General features: G+C 41.6%; 22 protein-coding genes and 2 pseudogenes. 14 read left to right on the top strand and 10 right to left on the bottom strand.

Annotation, left to right across the window (positions count from 1 at the left end; translation table 11 throughout):
- Window positions 1-6 precede the first annotated feature (6 nt).
- From ACEO2X_RS00780 to rplS, 6 genes are all read left to right on the top strand, one after another.
- Complete coding sequence (locus tag ACEO2X_RS00780) at window positions 7-510, top strand: type IV pilin protein (RefSeq protein ID WP_004809943.1); 504 nt, start codon at window positions 7-9, stop codon at window positions 508-510.
- 2 nt (window positions 511-512) lie between these two features.
- Window positions 513-974, top strand: a complete 462-nt coding sequence (locus ACEO2X_RS00785) for a type IV pilin protein (protein ID WP_004809942.1) — start codon at window positions 513-515, stop codon at window positions 972-974.
- 138 nt (window positions 975-1,112) lie between these two features.
- Window positions 1,113-1,370: a 30S ribosomal protein S16 gene (gene rpsP, locus ACEO2X_RS00790; protein WP_004974526.1), complete on the top strand. Its 258-nt coding sequence runs from the start codon at window positions 1,113-1,115 to the stop codon at window positions 1,368-1,370.
- Between the two features lie 27 nt (window positions 1,371-1,397).
- Window positions 1,398-1,946 carry a ribosome maturation factor RimM gene (rimM, locus tag ACEO2X_RS00795; RefSeq protein WP_371970946.1) on the top strand — a complete coding sequence of 183 codons (549 nt, stop codon included), beginning with the start codon at window positions 1,398-1,400 and terminating at the stop codon, window positions 1,944-1,946.
- Window positions 1,947-1,988: 42 nt separating this feature from the next.
- Window positions 1,989-2,729 carry a tRNA (guanosine(37)-N1)-methyltransferase TrmD gene (gene trmD / locus ACEO2X_RS00800; RefSeq protein WP_371970947.1) on the top strand — a complete coding sequence of 247 codons (741 nt, stop codon included), beginning with the start codon at window positions 1,989-1,991 and terminating at the stop codon, window positions 2,727-2,729.
- 181 nt (window positions 2,730-2,910) lie between these two features.
- Complete coding sequence (gene rplS, locus ACEO2X_RS00805) at window positions 2,911-3,282, top strand: 50S ribosomal protein L19 (protein WP_004809937.1); 372 nt, start codon at window positions 2,911-2,913, stop codon at window positions 3,280-3,282.
- A gap of 67 nt (window positions 3,283-3,349) precedes the next feature.
- On the opposite strand, the gene ACEO2X_RS00810 is transcribed toward rplS, so the two are convergent.
- The 3 genes from ACEO2X_RS00810 to ACEO2X_RS00820 form a co-directional block, all read right to left on the bottom strand.
- Window positions 3,350-4,318, bottom strand: coding sequence for a lipase family alpha/beta hydrolase (locus ACEO2X_RS00810; RefSeq protein WP_371970948.1), 969 nt, complete (start codon window positions 4,316-4,318; stop codon window positions 3,350-3,352).
- A gap of 153 nt (window positions 4,319-4,471) precedes the next feature.
- Window positions 4,472-5,272, bottom strand: a complete 801-nt coding sequence (locus ACEO2X_RS00815) for an esterase/lipase family protein (protein WP_371970953.1) — start codon at window positions 5,270-5,272, stop codon at window positions 4,472-4,474.
- Between the two features lie 414 nt (window positions 5,273-5,686).
- Window positions 5,687-6,715 carry a lipase secretion chaperone gene (locus ACEO2X_RS00820; protein WP_371970949.1) on the bottom strand — a complete coding sequence of 343 codons (1,029 nt, stop codon included), beginning with the start codon at window positions 6,713-6,715 and terminating at the stop codon, window positions 5,687-5,689.
- A gap of 143 nt (window positions 6,716-6,858) precedes the next feature.
- Here ACEO2X_RS00820 and truB point away from each other — a divergent pair, with 143 nt between their 5' ends.
- Together truB and ACEO2X_RS00830 are read left to right on the top strand one after the other, a co-directional pair.
- Window positions 6,859-7,764, top strand: coding sequence for a tRNA pseudouridine(55) synthase TruB (gene truB, locus ACEO2X_RS00825; RefSeq protein WP_131260614.1), 906 nt, complete (start codon window positions 6,859-6,861; stop codon window positions 7,762-7,764).
- Between the two features lie 208 nt (window positions 7,765-7,972).
- Window positions 7,973-8,431, top strand: coding sequence for a hemerythrin domain-containing protein (locus ACEO2X_RS00830; protein WP_178319395.1), 459 nt, complete (start codon window positions 7,973-7,975; stop codon window positions 8,429-8,431).
- Window positions 8,432-8,444: 13 nt separating this feature from the next.
- On the opposite strand, the gene ACEO2X_RS00835 is transcribed toward ACEO2X_RS00830, so the two are convergent.
- Complete coding sequence (locus tag ACEO2X_RS00835; RefSeq protein ID WP_004974539.1) at window positions 8,445-9,323, bottom strand: DMT family transporter; 879 nt, start codon at window positions 9,321-9,323, stop codon at window positions 8,445-8,447.
- On the opposite strand from ACEO2X_RS00835, the gene ACEO2X_RS00840 reads away from it, so the two are divergent.
- Window positions 9,277-9,432 (top strand): hypothetical protein, encoded by a 156-nt coding sequence (locus ACEO2X_RS00840; protein ID WP_162164694.1) that lies wholly within the window; start codon window positions 9,277-9,279, stop codon window positions 9,430-9,432. The two genes, ACEO2X_RS00835 and ACEO2X_RS00840, sit on opposite strands and share 47 nt — an antisense overlap.
- 49 nt (window positions 9,433-9,481) lie before the next feature.
- Here the strand turns inward: ACEO2X_RS00840 and serA are convergent, their stop codons facing one another.
- Window positions 9,482-10,714, bottom strand: a complete 1,233-nt coding sequence (gene serA, locus ACEO2X_RS00845; protein ID WP_004974541.1) for a phosphoglycerate dehydrogenase — start codon at window positions 10,712-10,714, stop codon at window positions 9,482-9,484.
- A 347-nt stretch (window positions 10,715-11,061) separates the two neighbouring features.
- Between serA and ACEO2X_RS00850 the strand changes: the two genes are divergently transcribed.
- From ACEO2X_RS00850 to ACEO2X_RS00865, 4 genes and pseudogenes are all read left to right on the top strand, one after another.
- Entirely contained in the window at window positions 11,062-12,471 is a 1,410-nt protein-coding gene (locus ACEO2X_RS00850) for an FAD-binding oxidoreductase (protein ID WP_004974544.1), read from the top strand.
- Between the two features lie 157 nt (window positions 12,472-12,628).
- Window positions 12,629-13,000 carry a hypothetical protein gene (locus tag ACEO2X_RS00855; RefSeq protein WP_004974545.1) on the top strand — a complete coding sequence of 124 codons (372 nt, stop codon included), beginning with the start codon at window positions 12,629-12,631 and terminating at the stop codon, window positions 12,998-13,000.
- A 138-nt stretch (window positions 13,001-13,138) separates the two neighbouring features.
- A pseudogene (locus ACEO2X_RS00860) lies at window positions 13,139-13,249 on the top strand (pirin family protein); the annotation flags it as partial.
- A gap of 181 nt (window positions 13,250-13,430) precedes the next feature.
- Window positions 13,431-14,660, top strand: coding sequence for an MFS transporter (locus ACEO2X_RS00865; protein WP_286396253.1), 1,230 nt, complete (start codon window positions 13,431-13,433; stop codon window positions 14,658-14,660).
- A gap of 123 nt (window positions 14,661-14,783) precedes the next feature.
- Here the strand turns inward: ACEO2X_RS00865 and ACEO2X_RS00870 are convergent, their stop codons facing one another.
- The 4 genes from ACEO2X_RS00870 to ACEO2X_RS00885 all read right to left on the bottom strand — a co-directional run bounded on the left by ACEO2X_RS00870 (window position 14,784) and on the right by ACEO2X_RS00885 (window position 18,013).
- A complete protein-coding gene (locus ACEO2X_RS00870; protein WP_253106488.1) occupies window positions 14,784-15,080 on the bottom strand; it encodes a DUF3817 domain-containing protein in 297 nt (98 codons plus the stop codon).
- Between the two features lie 337 nt (window positions 15,081-15,417).
- On the bottom strand, window positions 15,418-15,960 hold the full coding sequence (sodC, locus tag ACEO2X_RS00875) for a superoxide dismutase family protein (RefSeq protein ID WP_180043379.1): 543 nt from the start codon (window positions 15,958-15,960) through the stop codon (window positions 15,418-15,420).
- A gap of 163 nt (window positions 15,961-16,123) precedes the next feature.
- Complete coding sequence (locus ACEO2X_RS00880; protein WP_004974553.1) at window positions 16,124-17,260, bottom strand: AI-2E family transporter; 1,137 nt, start codon at window positions 17,258-17,260, stop codon at window positions 16,124-16,126.
- Between the two features lie 108 nt (window positions 17,261-17,368).
- On the bottom strand, window positions 17,369-18,013 hold the full coding sequence (locus ACEO2X_RS00885) for a ParA family protein (protein ID WP_004974554.1): 645 nt from the start codon (window positions 18,011-18,013) through the stop codon (window positions 17,369-17,371).
- A gap of 115 nt (window positions 18,014-18,128) precedes the next feature.
- Between ACEO2X_RS00885 and ACEO2X_RS00890 the strand changes: the two genes are divergently transcribed.
- Window positions 18,129-18,602 carry a Holliday junction resolvase-like protein gene (locus ACEO2X_RS00890; RefSeq protein WP_004974557.1) on the top strand — a complete coding sequence of 158 codons (474 nt, stop codon included), beginning with the start codon at window positions 18,129-18,131 and terminating at the stop codon, window positions 18,600-18,602.
- Here the strand turns inward: ACEO2X_RS00890 and ACEO2X_RS00895 are convergent.
- Window positions 18,599-19,169: pseudogene (locus ACEO2X_RS00895) on the bottom strand (class I SAM-dependent methyltransferase). The gene ACEO2X_RS00890 and the pseudogene ACEO2X_RS00895 sit on opposite strands and share 4 nt — an antisense overlap.
- Window positions 19,170-19,287: the final 118 nt, after the last annotated feature.

Raw genomic sequence — 19,287 nt, forward strand, 5'->3', positions numbered from 1 at the left:
ATAACGATGATCAAACCTCAAATTAAAAATACAGGTTTTACTTTAATTGAGTTGATGATTGTAGTAGTGATTGTTGCAGTTTTTGCAGCAATCGCTATTCCAAGCTATGAAATTTACATCGCGAGAGCGAATAAATCAAAGGCACAGTCAGAAATGCTTAAAATTGCTGAGCGTTTAGAAAATTACAAAGGAAAGCAATTAAGTTATGCTGGTTATATTCCGGAGCATCAGACCTCAACAAAAGGAGAGGTCAATATTCCATATGATTCTGCAAGTAACTACAACTATCAAATCAAGATTGTTGATATTAACGATTCAACTAAGGCCTTAGAAGACTCTACAATTGGGCAGGGCTGGAAAATGATTGCTATTCCCAATCAAACTAGAGGTAGTGCGCTTAGAAATTCTGAATATCTTTTATTGGATTCTAGAGGAATAAAGTGTATGACTAAAGATTCGTTGGATATTACTAGTACGAATTGTGGTGCAAATACCAAGGAATGGAAATAATAATGAGTAAGATTAAGGGCTTTACACTTGTTGAAGTTATGATTGTTGTGGCAGTTTTAGCTATTCTGGCTTCTGTGGCTTATCCATCTTATCAAAGTTATGTAAAACAAAAAAATCGTATGGAAACTCAAAGTACGATGATGGAAATAGCACAAAAACTACAATCTTATAAATTAGCAAATGGAGATTATGGAAAAAATAATACAACTCTGGGTTATGCAGCTAATCCACTTACTAATCCTGAGGTGTATGGCAAAACAGTTTCACCTAGAACTGGATCGGCTTATTATAATTTAACTATAACAAATGCTCCTGATTCATCATGGACATTAACAGCTACTCCTATAACCACAGGTATTCAAAAAAATGATGGTGCATTAACTCTAACTCATAATGGTACGCAATGTTGGTATAAAGGTAAAGACGATGCTACAGGTACGTGTTTGAGTTGGACAGATAAGTAAATTCAAAATTGTGGATAACCAACTTTTGATCTTTCATTCAGGGCAAAATTCACGTAAAATACTGCCCTCTATGAAAGGGGTTTGAAATGTATCGATGGTCGATGCAGGGATAATCCGTAAAAACTATAAGGTTGTATCATGGTAGTTATTCGTCTTACTCGTGGTGGTGCTAAAAAGCGTCCATTCTATCAAATCGTTGTAACTGACAGCCGCAATGCGCGTGACGGTCGTTTCATCGAACGTATCGGTTTCTTTAACCCAACAGCTCAAGGTAAAGCAGAAAAACTTCGCTTAGATGCTGACCGTTTTGCTCACTGGGTTGCACAAGGTGCTCAACCTTCTGAACGTGTTGCTTCTTTAGCTGCTCAAGCGAAGAAAGCTGCAGCTGCTGCATAATTAGATTAATTAAGTCGTAGGTAGCCCATGACACCAACACAGAATGTGCCCGAAGATCGTATTCAGATTGGACAGCTACGTTCAGCTTATGGATTAAATGGGTGGCTCTGGGTCTATTCCAATACAGAACCTATGAGCAACATATTTGACTACCTGCCTTGGTACATTGAAACCAAAGCAGGTTGGCAAACTGTCGATGTAAAACGTTGGAAACCACATGGCAAAGGCCTGGTGGTCAGCTTAAAAGGTGTGAGTGATCGTACCGCAGCAGACAATTTGGTTGGCGCAAATATCTGGATTTCAAAAGCGCAACTGCCTCAACCAGGCGTGGACGAGTATTACTGGTCAGATTTAAAAGGTCTAATGGTGTTAGGCTTGGACGATGACGAACAAGAAGTAAACCTCGGTCAAATCCATGAATTGTTTGAAACAGGTGCCAATGACGTGATGGTAGTTCGCGCAACTGCCGATAGTGTCGATGGTGAAGAGCGTATGATTCCATGGCATAAAGATGTGGTACAACGCGTTGATCTCGAAGCGGGTCGCATCTACGTGAATTGGAGCGTAGATTATTAATCCTTTCAGGATTCACAGAGCAGGAAAATAGAGGAGTCTGCGGTGTTTTTTGCAGTCATTACGCTTTTTCCTGAAATGTTTGAAGCGATTACACGTTTCGGTATTAGCGGGCGCGCAGCACAACGTGATCTGATGCAAATTCATTGTATCAATCCTCGTGATTATGCGCAGGGCAACTACAAACGAGTGGATGAACGTCCATTTGGTGGTGGTCCAGGTATGGTGATGATGGCAGAGCCTTTGGCGCAAGCAATCCAGCATGCCAAACAGCTTGCACAGCAAGCAGGAGCAGTTCATGTACCTGTGGTGTATATGTCGCCACAAGGTAAAACCTTAAACGAAACTGCAGTACAACAATTCGTTGAATATGATGGATTAATTGTATTGTGTGGTCGTTATGAAGGGGTCGATGAACGTTTAATCCAAAACTATGTTGATCAGGAATGGTCGATTGGAGATTACGTGTTATCGGGCGGTGAACTGCCTGCGATGGTGTTATTGGACAGTATTATCCGGAGACTTCCGGGTGCCATGTCTGATGAACAATCCCATGTACAAGACTCTTTTGTGGATGGTCTGTTAGACTACCCACAATACACAAAGCCTGACCATTTTGAAGGTTTGGATGTGCCTGAGGTATTGAAATCAGGTCATCATGCAAATATTGAAAAATGGCGGTTTTTGCAGCGTTATCAACGGACTTTAGAGCGTCGACCTGAGTTGATTGAAAAAGTTGAGTTGAGCAAGCAGCAAAAAAAATGGCTAAAAGATTCGCAAGGGTAGACCAAATAATTGGTTTATCTAAGCACCATGGCTACAGGCAGTTGGTTTGTAGTCTTAAATAGGCTCTTTATGTCTTGAAGCGGTCAAGCATAAAGGGAAAGTCAATCGGGTCTATGCGCTTTAGCCTCTAGCCCCAGTGGATCTCAGACCTCTTCTGACCCACACATATTGGAGATACCCCATGAGTGGTAAGCATCCTTTAGTACAAGCTGTTGAAAATGCACAGCTTAAGCAAGACATTCCAGCTTTTGCACCAGGCGATACAGTTATCGTTCAAGTAAAAGTAAAAGAAGGTGATCGTGAGCGTCTTCAAGCATTTGAAGGTGTTGTCATTGCGAAGAAAAACCGTGGTTTGAACTCTGCGTTCACAGTACGTAAAATTTCTAGCGGTATTGGTGTTGAGCGTGTTTTCCAAACTCACTCTCCAATCGTTGCTAAAATTGAAGTGAAACGTCGTGGTGACGTTCGTCGTGCTAAACTTTACTACCTACGCGAATTGTCTGGTAAAGCTGCACGTATTCGTGAGAAATTACCAGCACGTAAACAAGGTTAATTTTAACTTTGCTTTACAGCTAAAAAATGCGCCGTTTAGGCGCATTTTTTATGTCTGCTATTTGAGTTTATAAACCTTGTAGTTTTAAGCGATTGGCATGTTGACGATACACATCAACAGGATCTGGTGCAAAAATATCTTTCATGCCCAAGAGTTGATTGACTTCGTCCAAGTGGTTCCAATAGTAGTTATCACGAATGGTTTTACCAAATTTGGCACTGCAACGTGATACCAAACCATCATTATCACGGCCATTATCAATCAATAAACTGGTCGCTAGCATGGCTGAGTCTGGATCAAGTATATTGGTAACAGCCGTATTACCCGTAAATGAATAGAACTGGATGCCTTTTTCTTGATAAGCGCCCTCACCACAACTCGTCGTTGGCATACCCATTGGGAATTTGCTGTTAAATTGTGCTGAGCCAGCTAAAGTTAAGCTTTTTGCACTCGCCAACGAATCATGTGGATAGCTGTTTGGGTCTAAACCTTGTGCCCAAGTGATGGTTTTGGAAACTAAATTGACCATATCCATTAATGGTTTTTCGAGTGGTGTGCCTTGTACTTTTAAAATAAAATCAGCCACAGGCGAGCCTTTATTTGGTGAACCGACAGCAGTCAGCGATGCGACTTTAGACGGCATCACGCCTGCAACATAACGAATGGTTGGCCCACCATGTGAGTGACCAATTAGGTTGACTTTGCTTGCACCTGTAATTGCAAGAATTTCATCGACTTGTTGTGCCAGTTGTTCACCACGAACTTCCGATGAGTTAAAAGGAGATACGCGGGTGGCCCAAGCGTTGGCACCGTTACGTGCTAAATTGGGTAAAATTTGGTACCAATAGTCGACACCTAACTGATCTCCGCCAATATTGATAAAACCTGCCATACCATGAGTAAACACAATAGGGTATTTGGTTTTGGCATAACTGGAGATCACGAAGTTAGATTTGACCTGTTCTGCATTGGATGCGTGCGAGGTACTGATGGTACTGGCCGCAATTAAGCCTGCAAGGAATAATCCATATTTCATATTATAATATCCTCTATTTTATTGTGCTTTCCTAGCATGACAATTTTTACTGTCAATTGTCATTATTCAGGAGATTTGCATTATTGCAAGTTCCGAATGATGAATGGTTGTTGAAATATCAGTCAGTTTAAAAGGTCTTCATGCACTTGAATTTCAAGCATACGTAGATCGTTTAGTAATCTGGGTGCTATAACGTGCGACCATGCCATCGTTGTCTAAATTGCCATAAGACAGTGGGCCGAGTTGCATTAAAATAGTGTCGATATCCAGTAAATTGGTGGCTTGAGCGACACCTGTCCATGAATAGTAATGAATTCCGCGATCTACTTTGGCACCGCTGCTGCTGCAATTTGCGGCCAAGGCTGTGGTTGGAAAACGACGGTTAAAATCTGCAGACGCTGTTTCAGTTAAAGAAGCCATCGAGGCATCAAAATCCACAGGCATGTCTGGCTGTTGCTGCGCCCAAGTAATGAGAGGCGCCACCATATAGTCGCCTAAAATATTAAACGCGGTACGAGATAAACGATTATTTTGAATATCATCGGCAACTTTGGAGCCACGGAATGTTCCTGCAACACCGGTAATTGATGCCACATATTCAGGTTTGGTCGCAGCTACATAACGTACTGTTGGGCCACCATGTGAGTGACCAATTAAATTGACTTTGGATTTTCCAGTGATTGCCATGACTTCTTCGACTTGGGCAATCAGTTGTTCACCTCGAAATTCAGTACGATGTGCAGGGGAGAGTTGTGCAGCAAATACCGTTGCACCATTACGTGCCAGATCTGGCAAAATTTGATACCAATAATCCATATTAAAGGTTTCATTGCCAATGCGTGACCAGCCTAGCCAGCCGTGCACCATGAGCAATGGATATTTTGTTTTGGCATAGTCAGATTTGACCTGCTCCTGAATAGGCAACACGCTTGAAGCCGCTTGAGCGACACCCATTGAACCGAGCAAGCAGCCAGTGACAGCCAATGTAATTGCCCGTATGTTAGAGATGATGGTCATAAAACAATCCTGTGTTCTTTATTTTTATTACAAGTGAAGTGGTGGCTTCGCTTCCCTCCTGAAAGCTCAGATATACAAATTGCCGTTGCTTACGGCACATTATTGTGAGTCATCCTCGACTATTTTTTGTACGCTCAGGTATTTTTTCATGCGTAATTTAGAAAAAACATATCATTTGGGGACAGTTATTGCGCATTGCCCCAGAGATTTGTAAATCTGCATGCATCTTGATATCTATTTAATATTTATAGACATTTGTATATTAAAGCGTTGTGGTGGGTTTGTACTAAAACAGCTTTTCAGACATAAAAATAGGGCATGTTGAATGCCCCAGTTTCCTATGTAGATATGTTAGTCAGCAAAAGGTAATTTTCCACCTTGATCATGTACCTGTTCAAAGGTTTCTAAACGCAATTGCTCTTGTGGATTTTGAAAATGCTGTCCGCGTAATTGTTTCACGGCTTGTTGCTTGGCTTGATCATTCATTCCACTTTGCATGATTTGATCACGCGTACTTAAATAATCCTCTACTCGTGATTTCCACTGACTGCGTTGCCCATCTAATTGTTCTAAACGCTGAGTTGCTTCAGGACCAACCAGATTTAAACGCATTTGGCGGATTTCAGCAGCAGAACCACCACGTGCTTTAATTGCCGCAGTCAAGCTGCGTAAATCTTGCAAGGTGTTCAGCTGTTCTAAATTTTCTTGCCAATCTTGAGGTAATTGTTTAAATAATTCCTGCAATTGTTGTGCTTTTTCAGCTTCAGATAATTTTTTATCATCCATGACTGCCATGCGCTTTAGGGTATATTCGTGATAGGCATCTTCCGTACCAAATAAACCTTCAATTTCATAATCAGAAAAATATTGTTTACGCAGATTTTGCATGCTGCTAAAAATGCTGCGGTAATATTGCGGATCTTCCTGATTTAAATTCGGTGCTTGCAGTTGTCCAAGCGCATTGCGATAGTCCAAATAACGCTGCCATAAATCTAAAATTTGCGATAAGGCAGGCTCTTTATGCCCTTGTTGAATATAGTTTTTAAAATCACCACGAATCTGTTCAATGCTTTTTTCGCCATATTGGGTAATAAAATATTCAAAACAGTTACGGGTTTGCTCATTCACAATCAGACGATTACTTGCATCCAGTTTAAGCTGACAATTGACTTCGGTGTCCTGCTGACTTGGGCTTAAAAAATTTGCAGCAGGGTTATTTTGCATGGCTTGCTGCATGCTCAAAGCTTGAGATGTTTCATCATTTGAGCTTTGCTGGGGTGATGTATCGGGGGAGTTTGATTGTGGCATCAGCCAATACACCAAAGTTGAAATGAGCAGTATCACTACGCCTAAAACAATCCATATTTTATGTTTCTGCATTCCAATGCACCTGTATATCCATTTTATTTTTTTAATCCTAAGCCCCAAATATGCCATAAAAGTAAATCGCTGTTCTAGAAATGTTGTCATTTATCGCGGCAGATTGTTACCATGACGCAGTTTTGCTTTGACCTATGTGTGCTATGAAATCATCTGCGGCTAAAATCCAGCGTCGTGCCATTAGTGGTGTATTTTTATTGAATAAACCTTTGGGCATCAGTTCCAATGCAGCATTGCAAAAAGTGCGTTGGCTATATCGGGCGCAAAAAGCAGGGCATACAGGAGCATTAGATCCATTGGCTTCGGGTTTGCTGCCGATTTGTTTGGGTGAAGCGACCAAGTTTTCGCACTACTTACTCGATTCGGTGAAACGCTACCAAACTACCATTCAATTGGGACACAGCACCACCACAGGAGATGTTGAGGGTGAAGTGCTGTTGCAGCAGGCTGTACCTGCATTGAGCCAAGAGCGCATTGAACAGGTATTGGCACAATTTCAGGGCGATATTATGCAAGTTCCGCCCATGTATTCTGCCTTAAAAAAAGAAGGTCGTCCGTTATATGAATTAGCGCGACAAGGCATTGAAATTGAACGTGAAGCGCGTCCAGTCACAATTTATGCCATTGAATTGCTGTCTTTTACAGAACAGAGCATCACTTTGGATGTAACTTGTTCTAAAGGCACGTATATTCGTGTTTTAGGTGAAGACATTGCCAAAGCCTTGGGCACTTACGGACATTTGACCTATTTACATCGGATTAAAACGGGACATTTTGACCTGATTCCGAGTTATAGCATTGAATATTTGGAAAGTTTAAGTGAAGCAGAACGTGAGGCTTTATTGCTGCCTGCGTATGCACCTGTGCAGCATTTTCTACACATTCAAGTCCCTGAAGGACGCGCTGAATATTTTAGTCGTGGCATGGAAAGTAATATTGACCATCCTGCAGCAGCGCAAGTGTTGGTCTTTGATGGTGAAAAGTGTTTAGGTTTGGCTGAAATTACAGATAAAAAGCGCTTGGTACCGAAACGGGTTTTAAATCTCTAAATTTTGCTCAGATACATAACTTGAATAAAGTGGGTAAGTGAATTAAAGCTTTCTATACAAATAGTTGCAGGAATTCGGATTGATCCTCTATACAGTAGCTAGAGGATTAAAAAACGAAATCAAAACTGACTCCAAAACCGATGTGGATGTGCGAGTAGATTTTTATCAATCTGTTCGCCGCGCATGGGTAAAAAACAGAGGTCTGCACATGAATATTTTTGAAGCTTTACGCCAAAGTCACGACATTCAACGAAATTTAGCCCACCAACTGACGCAAACTTCAGGTGATAGCCCTGAACGTAGAGCGATATTTGAACAACTTAAAAATGAATTATTTGCGCATGCAGTGGCAGAAGATCGCTATTTTTATATTCCCTTAATGATGACTGACGCAGGTTTAAATATCACTCGCCATGCTTTGGCGGAGCATCATCAAATGGATGAATTACTTGAACAATTAACCGAAACTGAAATGAGCAACACAGGTTGGTTGGCCATTGCAAAGCAACTGTCAGATAAAGTGCATCATCATTTAAAAGAAGAAGAACATGGCTTTTTTCAGCAGGCAGGCAAAATTTTGTCTGAACAGCAAAAACAAAGTCTAGCCAAGCAATATTTGGCAGAGTATGAAAAATACCAACAGATGTCTAAAGACAGTTTGGTTTAAGCATTATTCTGATTTAAACATTCTGCGGCTGTTTGGATTTTTTTACTGCTCTAAAAGTAACACCGACCGAAGCTAACATAATGCAGCATAAGGCGAGCCATTGCAGTGAAGTAATTTTCTCACCCAACAATACCAAGCCTGTCAGTGCGGCTAAAGCAGGCGATAAACTGGAAAGTGTGCCATAACTCATTTTGCTGAGTTGTTTTAAGGCTTGTAAATCCAGCGCATAAGGAATGGCCGTGGCAAGTACTGCAATGGCAAGCGCCTTACCCCAATACTGGGTTTCAAACAGTGCGGGGGCATTGTTATACAGTCCGAAGGGAATCAAAGCCAAAGCCGAAATACTGATAGCGATGGTCAGTGCGTGCATGCCAATATTTTGTTGCACCACTTTTTGTCCAAAATAAATATAAAAAGCCCAGCACAATCCTGCACCTAAGGCACATGCTGCACCAAACAGACTAAAATGATCTCCCTGCGCTTGTCCCCAAGGCACCATAAGAATAATGCCTAAAATCGCCAACAATACCCAGACATAATCTTTACGGTTTTGAATGGACAATAAAGCTAAGCCCAAAGGCCCGACAAACTCTAAACCCACCGCAATACCTTGTGGCAATTTGCCCAAAGACAGATAAAACAGAATATTCATTAAGCCCAAGGCTGCGCTATAGCACAATAAATCACGCCATTTTAAATGTGCGAGCCGCGACAGAATTTGCCATGAGCGAAACATGATTGCCACAATTACACTGGCAAAGCACAGTCGCAAAATCGTCACAGTAAGCGGGTCAAGCACCTGAAACAATTGTTTGGCAAAAGAAGCACTGATTTGATAGGAGATCATGGATAAAACCATGAACAACACCGCAGTGAGTTGGGCGTTTGGCATGGGGCAGAAAAATACTCAACAGTGTGGAAATGGGAAGGTCAGGCAGATTATAGCAAGTTTAAAAATACAGGGCTGTGGCAACTCAAGGTTACTCATAGATCAGGCATAAAAAACCACAGTGCTAAGACTGTGGTTTTTTGTAGCATCAGCGTGTGGTCTTAGAACAAGACACGTACGCGAATTGTGCCTTCAACTTCGTGTAAAGTATCTAGTGCTTCTTTAGATGCAGTCGCATCAACATCCATCACTAAATAACCGACATCACCTTTGGTCATAAGTGATTGACCAGAGATGTTGATGCCGTGTTCAGCAAACAAGTTGTTGATTTTAGACAATACACCTGGAATGTTTTGGTGAATGTGCAATAAACGGTGCTTGCCTTCAGTCAATGGCAATGCAATTTCAGGGAAGTTCACTGCAGACAAAGTCATACCTTTATCTGAATATGCAACAAATTTCTCTGCCACTTCTAAACCAATGTTCGCTTGCGCTTCCATGGTAGAACCACCCACGTGCGGTGTTAAAATCACGTTTGGTAGGTTACGTAGTGGGGAAACAAATTCTTCACCATTGGCTTTTGGTTCTTTCGGGAATACGTCAACTGCAGCACCTGCAATATGACCAGACTTGATGGCATCTGCCAAATCTTCAATCACCACACAAGTACCACGTGCCGCGTTAATGAAAATTGCGCCTTCTTTCATTTGTGCAAATTGTTCTTTTGCCATGAAATTGCGGGTAGAGGGTACATCTGGAACGTGTAAAGAAACCACGTCAGCATTTGCCAATAATTCGCCCATAGAGCCAACTTGACGTGCATTACCTAACGGTAATTTGGTCACAGCATCATAATAAATGACGTGCATACCCAAGCTTTCAGCCAATACTGAAAGTTGAGAACCGATTGAACCGTAACCCACGATACCTAAAGTTTTACCCCGTGTTTCAAATGAACCTACAGCAGACTTGTTCCAGCCACCTGCATGTGTATCGGTTGATTTTTCAGGTACGCGACGTAGCAATAAAATTGCTTCAGCCAATACCAATTCTGCAACCGAACGGGTGTTTGAATAAGGGGCATTGAAAACTGGAATACCACGTTCCATTGCTGCAGTTAAGTTCACTTGGTTTGTACCAATACAGAAACAACCTACCGCAATTAGTTTGTTCGCAGCTTCAAAAACTTCTTCAGTTAGCTGTGTACGTGAACGAATTCCGATGAAATGCGCATCTTTAATCGCTTCTTTTAACGCATCGCCCTCAAGCGCTGTTTTACGATAATCGATGTTGGTATAACCCGCTGCATTTAACACGTCGATTGCGTTCTGGTGTACGCCTTCTAACAACAAGAAACGAATTTTATCTTTAGGTAGTGAAAGATGTTGGCTCATTACGGCTCCGCTACAAAGGCCAAATTTAGTGGCGGTATGATAACATAGGAGATGGGTCGATATACATTTCCTTTATGACCAAGAGTGCAGGTATTTTTTGTCAGATATAATCTCTTTCAGAAATATTGCCCAAAATTACCCTGTTCTTACCACGTTATATTATCGGAATTGCCAATATTCACAGGTTTTTCAAAAAAATCGCTTATAATAAGCGGCGCACATGAAAGCCAACCCACGCTGTTGCTTTGATGCACATATTTAGTCTGCAGTATCTTCATCTTCAAATTGATCAAGATATGCAGACAGTCGCTTTTCTTCCTGTTTAATTCTTGCTAGGTCTGCAAACGATGAATGCTCCAGTCGCTTTAACCCCTGAGTTATTGACCCAATTAACGGCAATAGTCGGTGAAAACCGTATTAAAACGGATGCCGATAGCCTCCAAAACTGGGGTCGTGACCATACAAAGCATTTTGATCCGAACCCATCGGTCATCGTTTTCCCATCAAGCACAGAGCAAGTACAAGCCATTGTAAAACTGGCGAATCAGTTTAATGTGGCCATTACTCCATCGGGCGGACGTACAGGTTTATCTGCGGGTGCGGTGGCAGCCAATGGTGAAATTGTAGTCAGCATGGACAAGATGAACCAAATCTTGGAATTTTTCCCTGCAGACCGTATGGTACGTGTGCAAGCGGGTGTGGTGACTGAGCAACTACAAAACTATGCCGAAGAACAAGGCATGTATTATCCAGTCGATTTTGCATCTTCAGGTTCTTCACAAATTGGCGGTAATATTGGTACCAATGCGGGCGGTATTAAAGTCATTAAATACGGCATGACCCGTAACTGGGTGTTGGGTCTGACTGTGGTAACAGGCAAAGGAGATATCCTGCGTCTGAACAAAGGCATGATCAAAAACGCAACAGGTTATGCGCTGCAACATTTATTTATTGGCGGTGAAGGCACACTTGGCTTAGTGACCGAAGCTGAAATTAAGCTAGAACGCCAACCGCAAGATTTGCAAGTGATGGTGTTGGGCGTACCTGATTTTAATTCGGTGATGCCTGTATTACATGCTTTCCAAGCTAAAATTGATCTGACTGCATTTGAATTCTTTGGTGAATTGGCGATGCAAAAAGTCTTGGATCATGGTCATGTGCAACGTCCATTTGAAACCCAATGTCCATTCTACGTGTTACTTGAATTTGAAGCGCCATTTGAGCCAATTATGGACAAGGCGATGGAAATTTTTGAACACTGTATGGAACAAGGCTGGGTGATGGATGGCGTATTGAGCCAAAGCCTAGACCAAGTTGAAAGTTTATGGCGTTTGCGTGAAGACATTTCTGAGTCGATTGCACCGTTTATTCCATATAAAAACGATATTTCAGTATTGATTACTCATGTTCCTGCATTTATTCAGGAAATTGATGCAATTGTGGCAGAAAACTATCCTGACTTTGAAATTTGCTGGTTCGGCCATATTGGTGATGGTAACTTGCACCTGAACATTCTTAAACCTGCCGATTTAAGCAAAGACGAATTCTTTGCCAAATGTCAGGTGGTAAATAAGTATGTATTTGATACTGTGAAGAAATATGATGGTTCTATTTCTGCAGAACACGGTGTAGGCATGACCAAAAAACCATATTTGGAATATTCACGTTCAGCTGAAGAAATTGAATATATGAAAGCGTTGAAAAAGGTTTTTGACCCTCAAGGCATTATGAACCCAGGCAAATTATTTGATTTGTAATTCCTTTCGCCTTTCATTTATTTAAGTGAATTGAAAAACGCATCCTCGTGATGCGTTTTTTTATGCCGCTGTTTTAATTTTACATTTCTGCTCTAGCGTTTCTGTTCGAACAAGGCATCATAGAAGCATAAATAATAATCAACATTTTGGAGGAGTTATGTTGCGTTTAATCACGGTTTCCGCATTGGGTGTTGCGTTATTGTCAGGCTGTGCGACTACACAGAATATTATTTCACAAGTTACGCCTGCAGAAACACCTTTGGCGCAGGTACTCAAACAACGTCCAGATTTGCGTAAAGAATTGGCTACCGTTGAAATTCGTCAATACTTTAACCGTGTTGAAGCACCGACTGCGGCAGAAGTGAAAATTACCGAAACAGGCTTAATGGATGATTCGGTGCGCTCAATTCGTAGTATTTATCACTTTAAAAATATTAATGGACAATGGCAGCAGGGCGATGTGCAAACCGCTTATTTATGCGCACGTGGTAAAAATACCAAGACTTTCCAAAGCAAAAAATGTCCTTAAATTGCTGTAGGGCTTAGATAAATCTTGCATGATGTTCTAAAAATGCAACAAAGCGTCTGTGGATAATACTCGTGTTATCCACAGCTTTTATTTAGGATGACTTCATCCTATTCAAAAACGTGTGAGCGCAGCATGTCCATCAAAACTCTAGCATTTCTACACCGCAATGATAGCCGTTTTGCCGTGGGTGATTTTTATCCTGTGCTTTCGGTATTTTCACATTATGAATTGGGCAATACCGTATCGCCTTAACCCGCTGAAGGAGGTGATGCCTAACTTGGTCTGATGTCACATCAAGTGCCGCAATTTATTTAACGGACTTAAAAAATGCGCCATAAATTTGCCATTCAACTCTGTTAAACTGCAGCTCAATTTTCTATTTTTATGGGCTAAACGCGGCTGACTTGCATCGTTTTGTCCTTTATAACTCATGCCACAGCAGCAAAAAAATACCATTCAACGTGCCACACTCATGTTTCCCTTGGCTTTGGTCTTGTTTGAGTTCGCGGTTTATATTGGCAATGACTTGGTTCAACCCGCAATGTTGGCCGTCACACAAGATTTTGGTGTCAGTAGTGCATGGGCAGCTTCGTCCATGTCATTTTATTTGCTGGGGGGTGCTTGTGTGGCGTGGTTATTGGGGCCACTCTCTGACCGTTTGGGGCGCAAAAAAGTATTATTGGGCGGCGTGGCATTTTTTACTCTGACCTGCTTATTGATTCTATTAACTCAGAATATTGAAAGTTTCCTAGCCCTCCGTTTTTTACAAGGGTTTGGCTTGTCGGTCATTAGTGCAGTCGGTTATGCGGCTATTCAGGAAAATTTTGCAGAGCGTGATGCAATTAAAGTCATGGCACTCATGGCAAACGTCTCTTTACTTGCTCCCTTGCTAGGCCCAGTCTTAGGTGCATTTATGATTGAGCATGTTTCTTGGCACTGGGGATTTATTGGCATAGCACTGTTGGCATTTTTGAGTTGGTTTGGATTGAAAGCCAAAATGCCTGAAACTCAGCAAAGTATTCCTAAACGTCCGTTTCGAGATGTTTGGGATGATTTTAAGCAAGTTTTTCAAAATACCAGATTCTTAGGTCTAACATTGGCGCTGCCTTTATTGAGCATGCCCTTAATGTTGTGGATTGCGTTATCTCCCGTGATGTTGGTTGAAGATTTAGGCTTTAGCAGTCTGCAATACGGTTTGGCGCAGTTTCCTGTTTTGGGTGGTTTGATTTTAGGAAATCTGGTGCTGATGAAAGTCATAGACCGTTTGCCTTTAGGTAAAACAGTCTTGATTGGCTTGCCTTTAATGTTGTTGGGCAGCGTGCTGATTGTATTGGGTGCAATTGGGCAAAGCTATTTTGTATGGTGCTTGGTGATTGGCATGAGCCTGATCAGTTTTGGTGAGGGGATGAGCTTTTCAGTCTTATATCGTTTTGCCTTAATGTCATCGGAAGTGTCTAAAGGCACTGTTGCTGCCAGTGTTTCAATGCTATTGATGCTGTGCTTTTTTATTGTGATTGAACTGGTACGTGTTTTATATATTCAATTTGATATTTGGGCTTATAGTGTGGCTTGTTTGGTGCTGATAATGCTGTGGTTTAGTTTGCCACGCATGATGCTTAAACAGGTGATGCAGGAGCGAGTTGCTGCAGGGCAGTTTTAAGGGTTTAAATTTTTCTGCGGTATCATCAAACAAGGCGATGTAGCATCGCCTTGCAAACATTTGATTTAGAAATCAAATATCAAATAATGTGTAATGTGATGAAAGCTAAAAAGGACTTGTCGATTAAGCCTCTACAGGTTGTTCCATCTTTTTCAATTTAGCATCAAAAACAAATGGGCCAAAAGGTAAAATTGATGCAATTAAGCCCAAAATAAACATTTTAAGAGACCATTTTTGTTTTTCACAAACCATAAAAAGCACCACTAAAAACGCGATAAACAATACGCCGTGACCCATACCTACATATTTCACTAAAATTGGGTTATCGAACATATATTTCATTGGCATGGCAATAAATAACAACAATAAGAATGAAATACCTTCGAGGAAACCAACCAGACGTAATGTTTTAATGTTCATGCCAATCTTTTTAAAGTGGATAAAAAAGCAGTGTAGCTGAAATTTAGACATTCGCAAAGGCGAGCGGTTGTGATCTCTGCACATTTATGAGTTAGACACGATGGTTGCAAAATTGAGCTGTTTTCTGCTAGTTCGTAGCAAGTTTTTCAAAAATTAGTAAGTGTGGAGATGAAACATGACTGATATAAAGCGAGAAGAGCAGCATTGAGCTTATTTTTAGAATAATCCACAACAAGATGATTTTTACTTTTTGTGGATAAGTCGAAAGGCATGTGTATAACCCTCAACTTATCCACAATTGATTTTAAATGTTTTATTGAAAATGTATAAAGCGGGCTTAAATGACCCCACAGGCGATTCGTTCACCACCACCACCCAAAGGTTTTGGATGGTCGGCATAGTTATCGCCGCCTGCATGAATCATCAAGGCCAATCCTTCAACTTGTGCCAATGTTAAACGTGGTGCAATCACGGTTACTTTGGCTGTTCCATCGCTTGCAACACTTAAAGCAGGTAAATCACCTAAATGTCCTGTTAGTGGTGTACCATGATGCGGGACATTTTTCGGATTAAAATGACCGCCCGCTGCCAAAGCAGCAACCATTTTTCCATCTTTTTCTGCTGCTGCACATGAACCTTTTTCATGGATATGAAAACCACGTTCACCTGCAGGGAGTTGCTGGAGTTGGGTGTGAATAACTAAGCCTGCTGCACTGTCACGCAGTTCAACCGTACCTAATTCTTTGCCAATACCTTGTGCTGAAACAGCATGCATTTTCACTAATTTTGATTTTTCTTGTGAGGTTGCAGTGGTGCTGCAGCCCATGAGTACGAGACCACTAAAAGCAGCAAGACTAGCAAATTGGAGTATTGAGCGCATAAAAGACATCCTGTTTGTTGTGCATAATATTTAGGGATGTCTTGATTGAAGCAAAGTTAGCTCCGTTACAATACAACGTTTGCGTAGTAGTATGTATGTACTGTGTTGAGCTGATTTATTCAGATCAACACAGCCATGTGAGCAATATGATCAGTAAAACAGCTTAATCAAGCTTTGAATTGGATGATGAATCGTCTTCAGGGAGATCATGCGCAAGGGTAGCTTTGGGCATCATTAATCCTTCATTGTTGTTTTCATGCAACCACTCACGCCAAATAGCGAGTAAGACTGCCAAAATCACAGGGCCAATAAATAGACCAATCAGACCAAAACTGGCAATTCCACCTAAAACTCCAAACATGATCAACAGGAATGGAATTTGAGTGGCACCGGAAATCACCAAAGGACGAATCACGTTATCAGCAGTGCTGACCACACACACGCCCCACGCCATCACACCAATGGCTTCCATGGTATGCCCTTGGCTAAATAACCACAGCGACACCGAACCATAAGCTAACGGTGGGCCAAACGGAATTAAGGCAAATAAGAAAGTCACAATGGTCAGTACCATCGGATTAGGTACCCCAGCGACAAAATAGCTCACGCCTGCGAGTAAGGCTTGCGCAATTGCGGTGAGTCCAACGCCATAGACCACAGCACGTGTGGTTTCAGAAATAGTATCTAAATAGTGATGAATACGTGGCCCAATCACCATTTCCAAAGCTTTGCTGACTTGATGCAAAATGGTGTGACCATCGCGGTAGAAAAAGAATAACGATAGCAGGGCAAAACCAAGTTTGATTAGGTTTTTGCTGACTTCATTAATCACCACTTTGCCGTAATTTAAATGCCCTTGAATCCATAAGGAAATGGATTGCACAATGCTGTTCGGATCGTGATTAATTTCTTTAAGGGTGCGGGTGACTTCTTTACCAATAATAGGTAAATTGCGAATGAAATCAGGGACATTTAAGTGTCCGGAAAAGACCTGTTTTTGTAATTCGTAATATAAGTTGCGACCTTCATGTTGCAGGATAAAAATGGCAAAAGTGAGTGGAATGCCGACCACCAACGTGACCATCAGCATCATTAAGGCTGCGCTAAGCGTAGGACGATGACCGCATAAACGTAGCACCGACTGATATAGTGGCCAGCTCATATAGGCAATGATTGCTGCCCAAACAACAGGAACAATAAAATATTTGAGTATGTGAAAACCCAAAAAGATCAGGACAAAAAACAGTCCAAACAATAAAATTTTTTGTAATGTTGGCGCGTACTGTTGCACTGAATTCACTGAAACATTCCTAAGGTCATGTGCCATATTAACTGAAAAAAAAGCTCCCGAAAACGAGAGCTTGGTAAGTTCTGGTGAATAAGTTCTAAACGGTGGCGATTCTAGGCTTTAAAACCATTGAGCAGGGTCATCTACAATGGCATTCAGTACAGGCTGCCATTGATCTTGCATTTGCAGATAAGTTTTTTGGGTTTTATCAAAAATACTTAAACCTTGCATTGCCAATTGTCCGTAAGCGGCACGTTCTGAAATCCATGCCACAGGCTGTTGCTCGATTTTCTGGAAAAAATCCTGAATATCTTTAGAGCTGGCAGAGTTGGGTTTGACCCGATTGGCCAACAGCAAAATTTGGACTTTGCCTTTACGAATCCGCTTAATGTCTTGTAAGTGTTTTAAGAAGCGACGGGTGGAGTCAATGTCAAAAAATGAAGGCTGTAGAGGTGTGATAATGGCATGTGCTTCGCTAATCAGCTGCTCGGCATGCTCACCCGATAACGCACCAGGTGCATCAATAATTAAATATTCAATGTTTTTGGGTGCATCGCCAATCGACTTTTCATGACGCCAATCTAAACTTTGAATTGGAGCGGCTGTTTCTGGTCGTTGTTTTAACCATTGCAGCGCAGATTTTTGATTGTCGGCATCCGCCAAAGCAACTTTATAGCCTTTTTGTGCAAGCGCAGATGCTAAACTAATAGCCGTAATGGTTTTTCCACAGCCACCTTTTTGGTTGGCAATTAATATAGTTTTCATGACCCTCGAATCGATTTTAATCTGCTCATCCCTAGCATATCATTGTTTTGTGCTCGGAATATGACAGTTGACAAAAGTCGTATCGAGTTCTGCAAAAAAGGTTTAGGAAGGTTTTATGTCAATCTGGATGGCGATGCTGATTGGTGCCTGTATAGGCGTGGTGCTGACCACCTTAATTTTAAGCAATAGCCGCAATGGACGGATTAAAGCCGAGTATGAACAATATATTGCAGAAATTGAACTGTCACATCAGCAGGCATTATTGCAGGCACAAAAGCGCAGTGTAAATACCAGTCGTGCGGTACTGAAAGGCAAAATGGCAGAGCAATTAGCACCGATTATGCCCGAATTTCAGTATTTACCGAGCGATGCCAAATTTTTAGGTGATCCTGTTGATTATATCGTGTTTGATGGCTATACCGATTATCGGGATGGCAATGGGCATGCCGAAGATATTGCAATCGTCCTAATTGATATTAAAAGTGGTGGCGCACGTTTGACCAAAGGTCAGCAAGCAATTGCGCAGGCCATTCAGCAGGGCAGACTGCGTTTTGAAACCATTCGGATTGATTTTGAGGATTGTGATTAAAGAGGTTTATGTACTCGCGCCAATAACATGCGCTGTGCAAGACTTGGAATGCCTGCAATATCAATATATTGGACTTCACCCAATTCAAAACCAGTTTCGAGTAGGGCAATTTCAATGTCACGGTTTAAGTGACAGCCATCTGCAACTTTTTTTTGAAGAGGCGTGAGCAGATGTTGTAAATGCTGAACATTCAAATTTTGTCGATTCAAAACGTGTTCTACGAGGTGCAAAGTACCACCTGGTTGTAAGACGCGATAAATCTCTCGTAGGCTTTGTTCTAGGTCTGGAATACTGCACAATCCACGTGGACACCACATGCTGCAATTGATTACTTGCAAAAGGCAATTGTTCTGCGCTTGCGGTGATCTGCTCAACCACGAACGGTGTTGCATCAATTGGTTCCTGCGCCAATTGGAAAATTACTGTATTGGGTTCTAATGCATACACGGTATCTACACCCTGATAAAAAGGTAAATTTAAACCTGTGCCAAAGCCAATTTCCAAAACTTCTCCCGATACGCTCAATAAAAGCTCTCGTCGCAAATCCATTAAGGATGGGGTTTGCATGACTTGATTCAGCAAGTGCGGAAAAATATGTTTTTGAAAAAATTTATCCACTGGAGCGTAAAACCTCGTGGTTCAGCACGAGGATATAAGCGACTGGAGTAAACCATATGAACGACAC

This window comes from Acinetobacter sp. AL9 (assembly GCF_041464035.1).
Classification (GTDB): Bacteria; Pseudomonadota; Gammaproteobacteria; order Pseudomonadales; family Moraxellaceae; genus Acinetobacter; species Acinetobacter towneri.

What these genes read in the sequence shown, in the direction of transcription:
- ACEO2X_RS00780 (WP_004809943.1), top strand. Translation starts at nt 7, where the DNA reads ATGATCAAACCTCAAATTAAAAATACAGGTTTTACTTTAATTGAGTTG.
- ACEO2X_RS00785 (WP_004809942.1), top strand. Translation starts at nt 513, where the DNA reads ATGAGTAAGATTAAGGGCTTTACACTTGTTGAAGTTATGATTGTTGTG.
- rpsP (WP_004974526.1), top strand. Translation starts at nt 1,113, where the DNA reads ATGGTAGTTATTCGTCTTACTCGTGGTGGTGCTAAAAAGCGTCCATTC.
- rimM (WP_371970946.1), top strand. Translation starts at nt 1,398, where the DNA reads ATGACACCAACACAGAATGTGCCCGAAGATCGTATTCAGATTGGACAG.
- rplS (WP_004809937.1), top strand. Translation starts at nt 2,911, where the DNA reads ATGAGTGGTAAGCATCCTTTAGTACAAGCTGTTGAAAATGCACAGCTT.
- ACEO2X_RS00810 (WP_371970948.1), bottom strand. Translation starts at nt 4,318, where the DNA reads ATGAAATATGGATTATTCCTTGCAGGCTTAATTGCGGCCAGTACCATC.
- ACEO2X_RS00815 (WP_371970953.1), bottom strand. Translation starts at nt 5,272, where the DNA reads ATGGGTGTCGCTCAAGCGGCTTCAAGCGTGTTGCCTATTCAGGAGCAG.
- ACEO2X_RS00820 (WP_371970949.1), bottom strand. Translation starts at nt 6,715, where the DNA reads ATGCAGAAACATAAAATATGGATTGTTTTAGGCGTAGTGATACTGCTC.
- truB (WP_131260614.1), top strand. Translation starts at nt 6,859, where the DNA reads ATGAAATCATCTGCGGCTAAAATCCAGCGTCGTGCCATTAGTGGTGTA.
- ACEO2X_RS00830 (WP_178319395.1), top strand. Translation starts at nt 7,973, where the DNA reads ATGAATATTTTTGAAGCTTTACGCCAAAGTCACGACATTCAACGAAAT.
- ACEO2X_RS00840 (WP_162164694.1), top strand. Translation starts at nt 9,277, where the DNA reads ATGGATAAAACCATGAACAACACCGCAGTGAGTTGGGCGTTTGGCATG.
- ACEO2X_RS00835 (WP_004974539.1), bottom strand. Translation starts at nt 9,323, where the DNA reads ATGCCAAACGCCCAACTCACTGCGGTGTTGTTCATGGTTTTATCCATG.
- serA (WP_004974541.1), bottom strand. Translation starts at nt 10,714, where the DNA reads ATGAGCCAACATCTTTCACTACCTAAAGATAAAATTCGTTTCTTGTTG.
- ACEO2X_RS00850 (WP_004974544.1), top strand. Translation starts at nt 11,062, where the DNA reads ATGAATGCTCCAGTCGCTTTAACCCCTGAGTTATTGACCCAATTAACG.
- ACEO2X_RS00855 (WP_004974545.1), top strand. Translation starts at nt 12,629, where the DNA reads ATGTTGCGTTTAATCACGGTTTCCGCATTGGGTGTTGCGTTATTGTCA.
- ACEO2X_RS00865 (WP_286396253.1), top strand. Translation starts at nt 13,431, where the DNA reads ATGCCACAGCAGCAAAAAAATACCATTCAACGTGCCACACTCATGTTT.
- ACEO2X_RS00870 (WP_253106488.1), bottom strand. Translation starts at nt 15,080, where the DNA reads ATGAACATTAAAACATTACGTCTGGTTGGTTTCCTCGAAGGTATTTCA.
- sodC (WP_180043379.1), bottom strand. Translation starts at nt 15,960, where the DNA reads ATGCGCTCAATACTCCAATTTGCTAGTCTTGCTGCTTTTAGTGGTCTC.
- ACEO2X_RS00885 (WP_004974554.1), bottom strand. Translation starts at nt 18,013, where the DNA reads ATGAAAACTATATTAATTGCCAACCAAAAAGGTGGCTGTGGAAAAACC.
- ACEO2X_RS00890 (WP_004974557.1), top strand. Translation starts at nt 18,129, where the DNA reads ATGTCAATCTGGATGGCGATGCTGATTGGTGCCTGTATAGGCGTGGTG.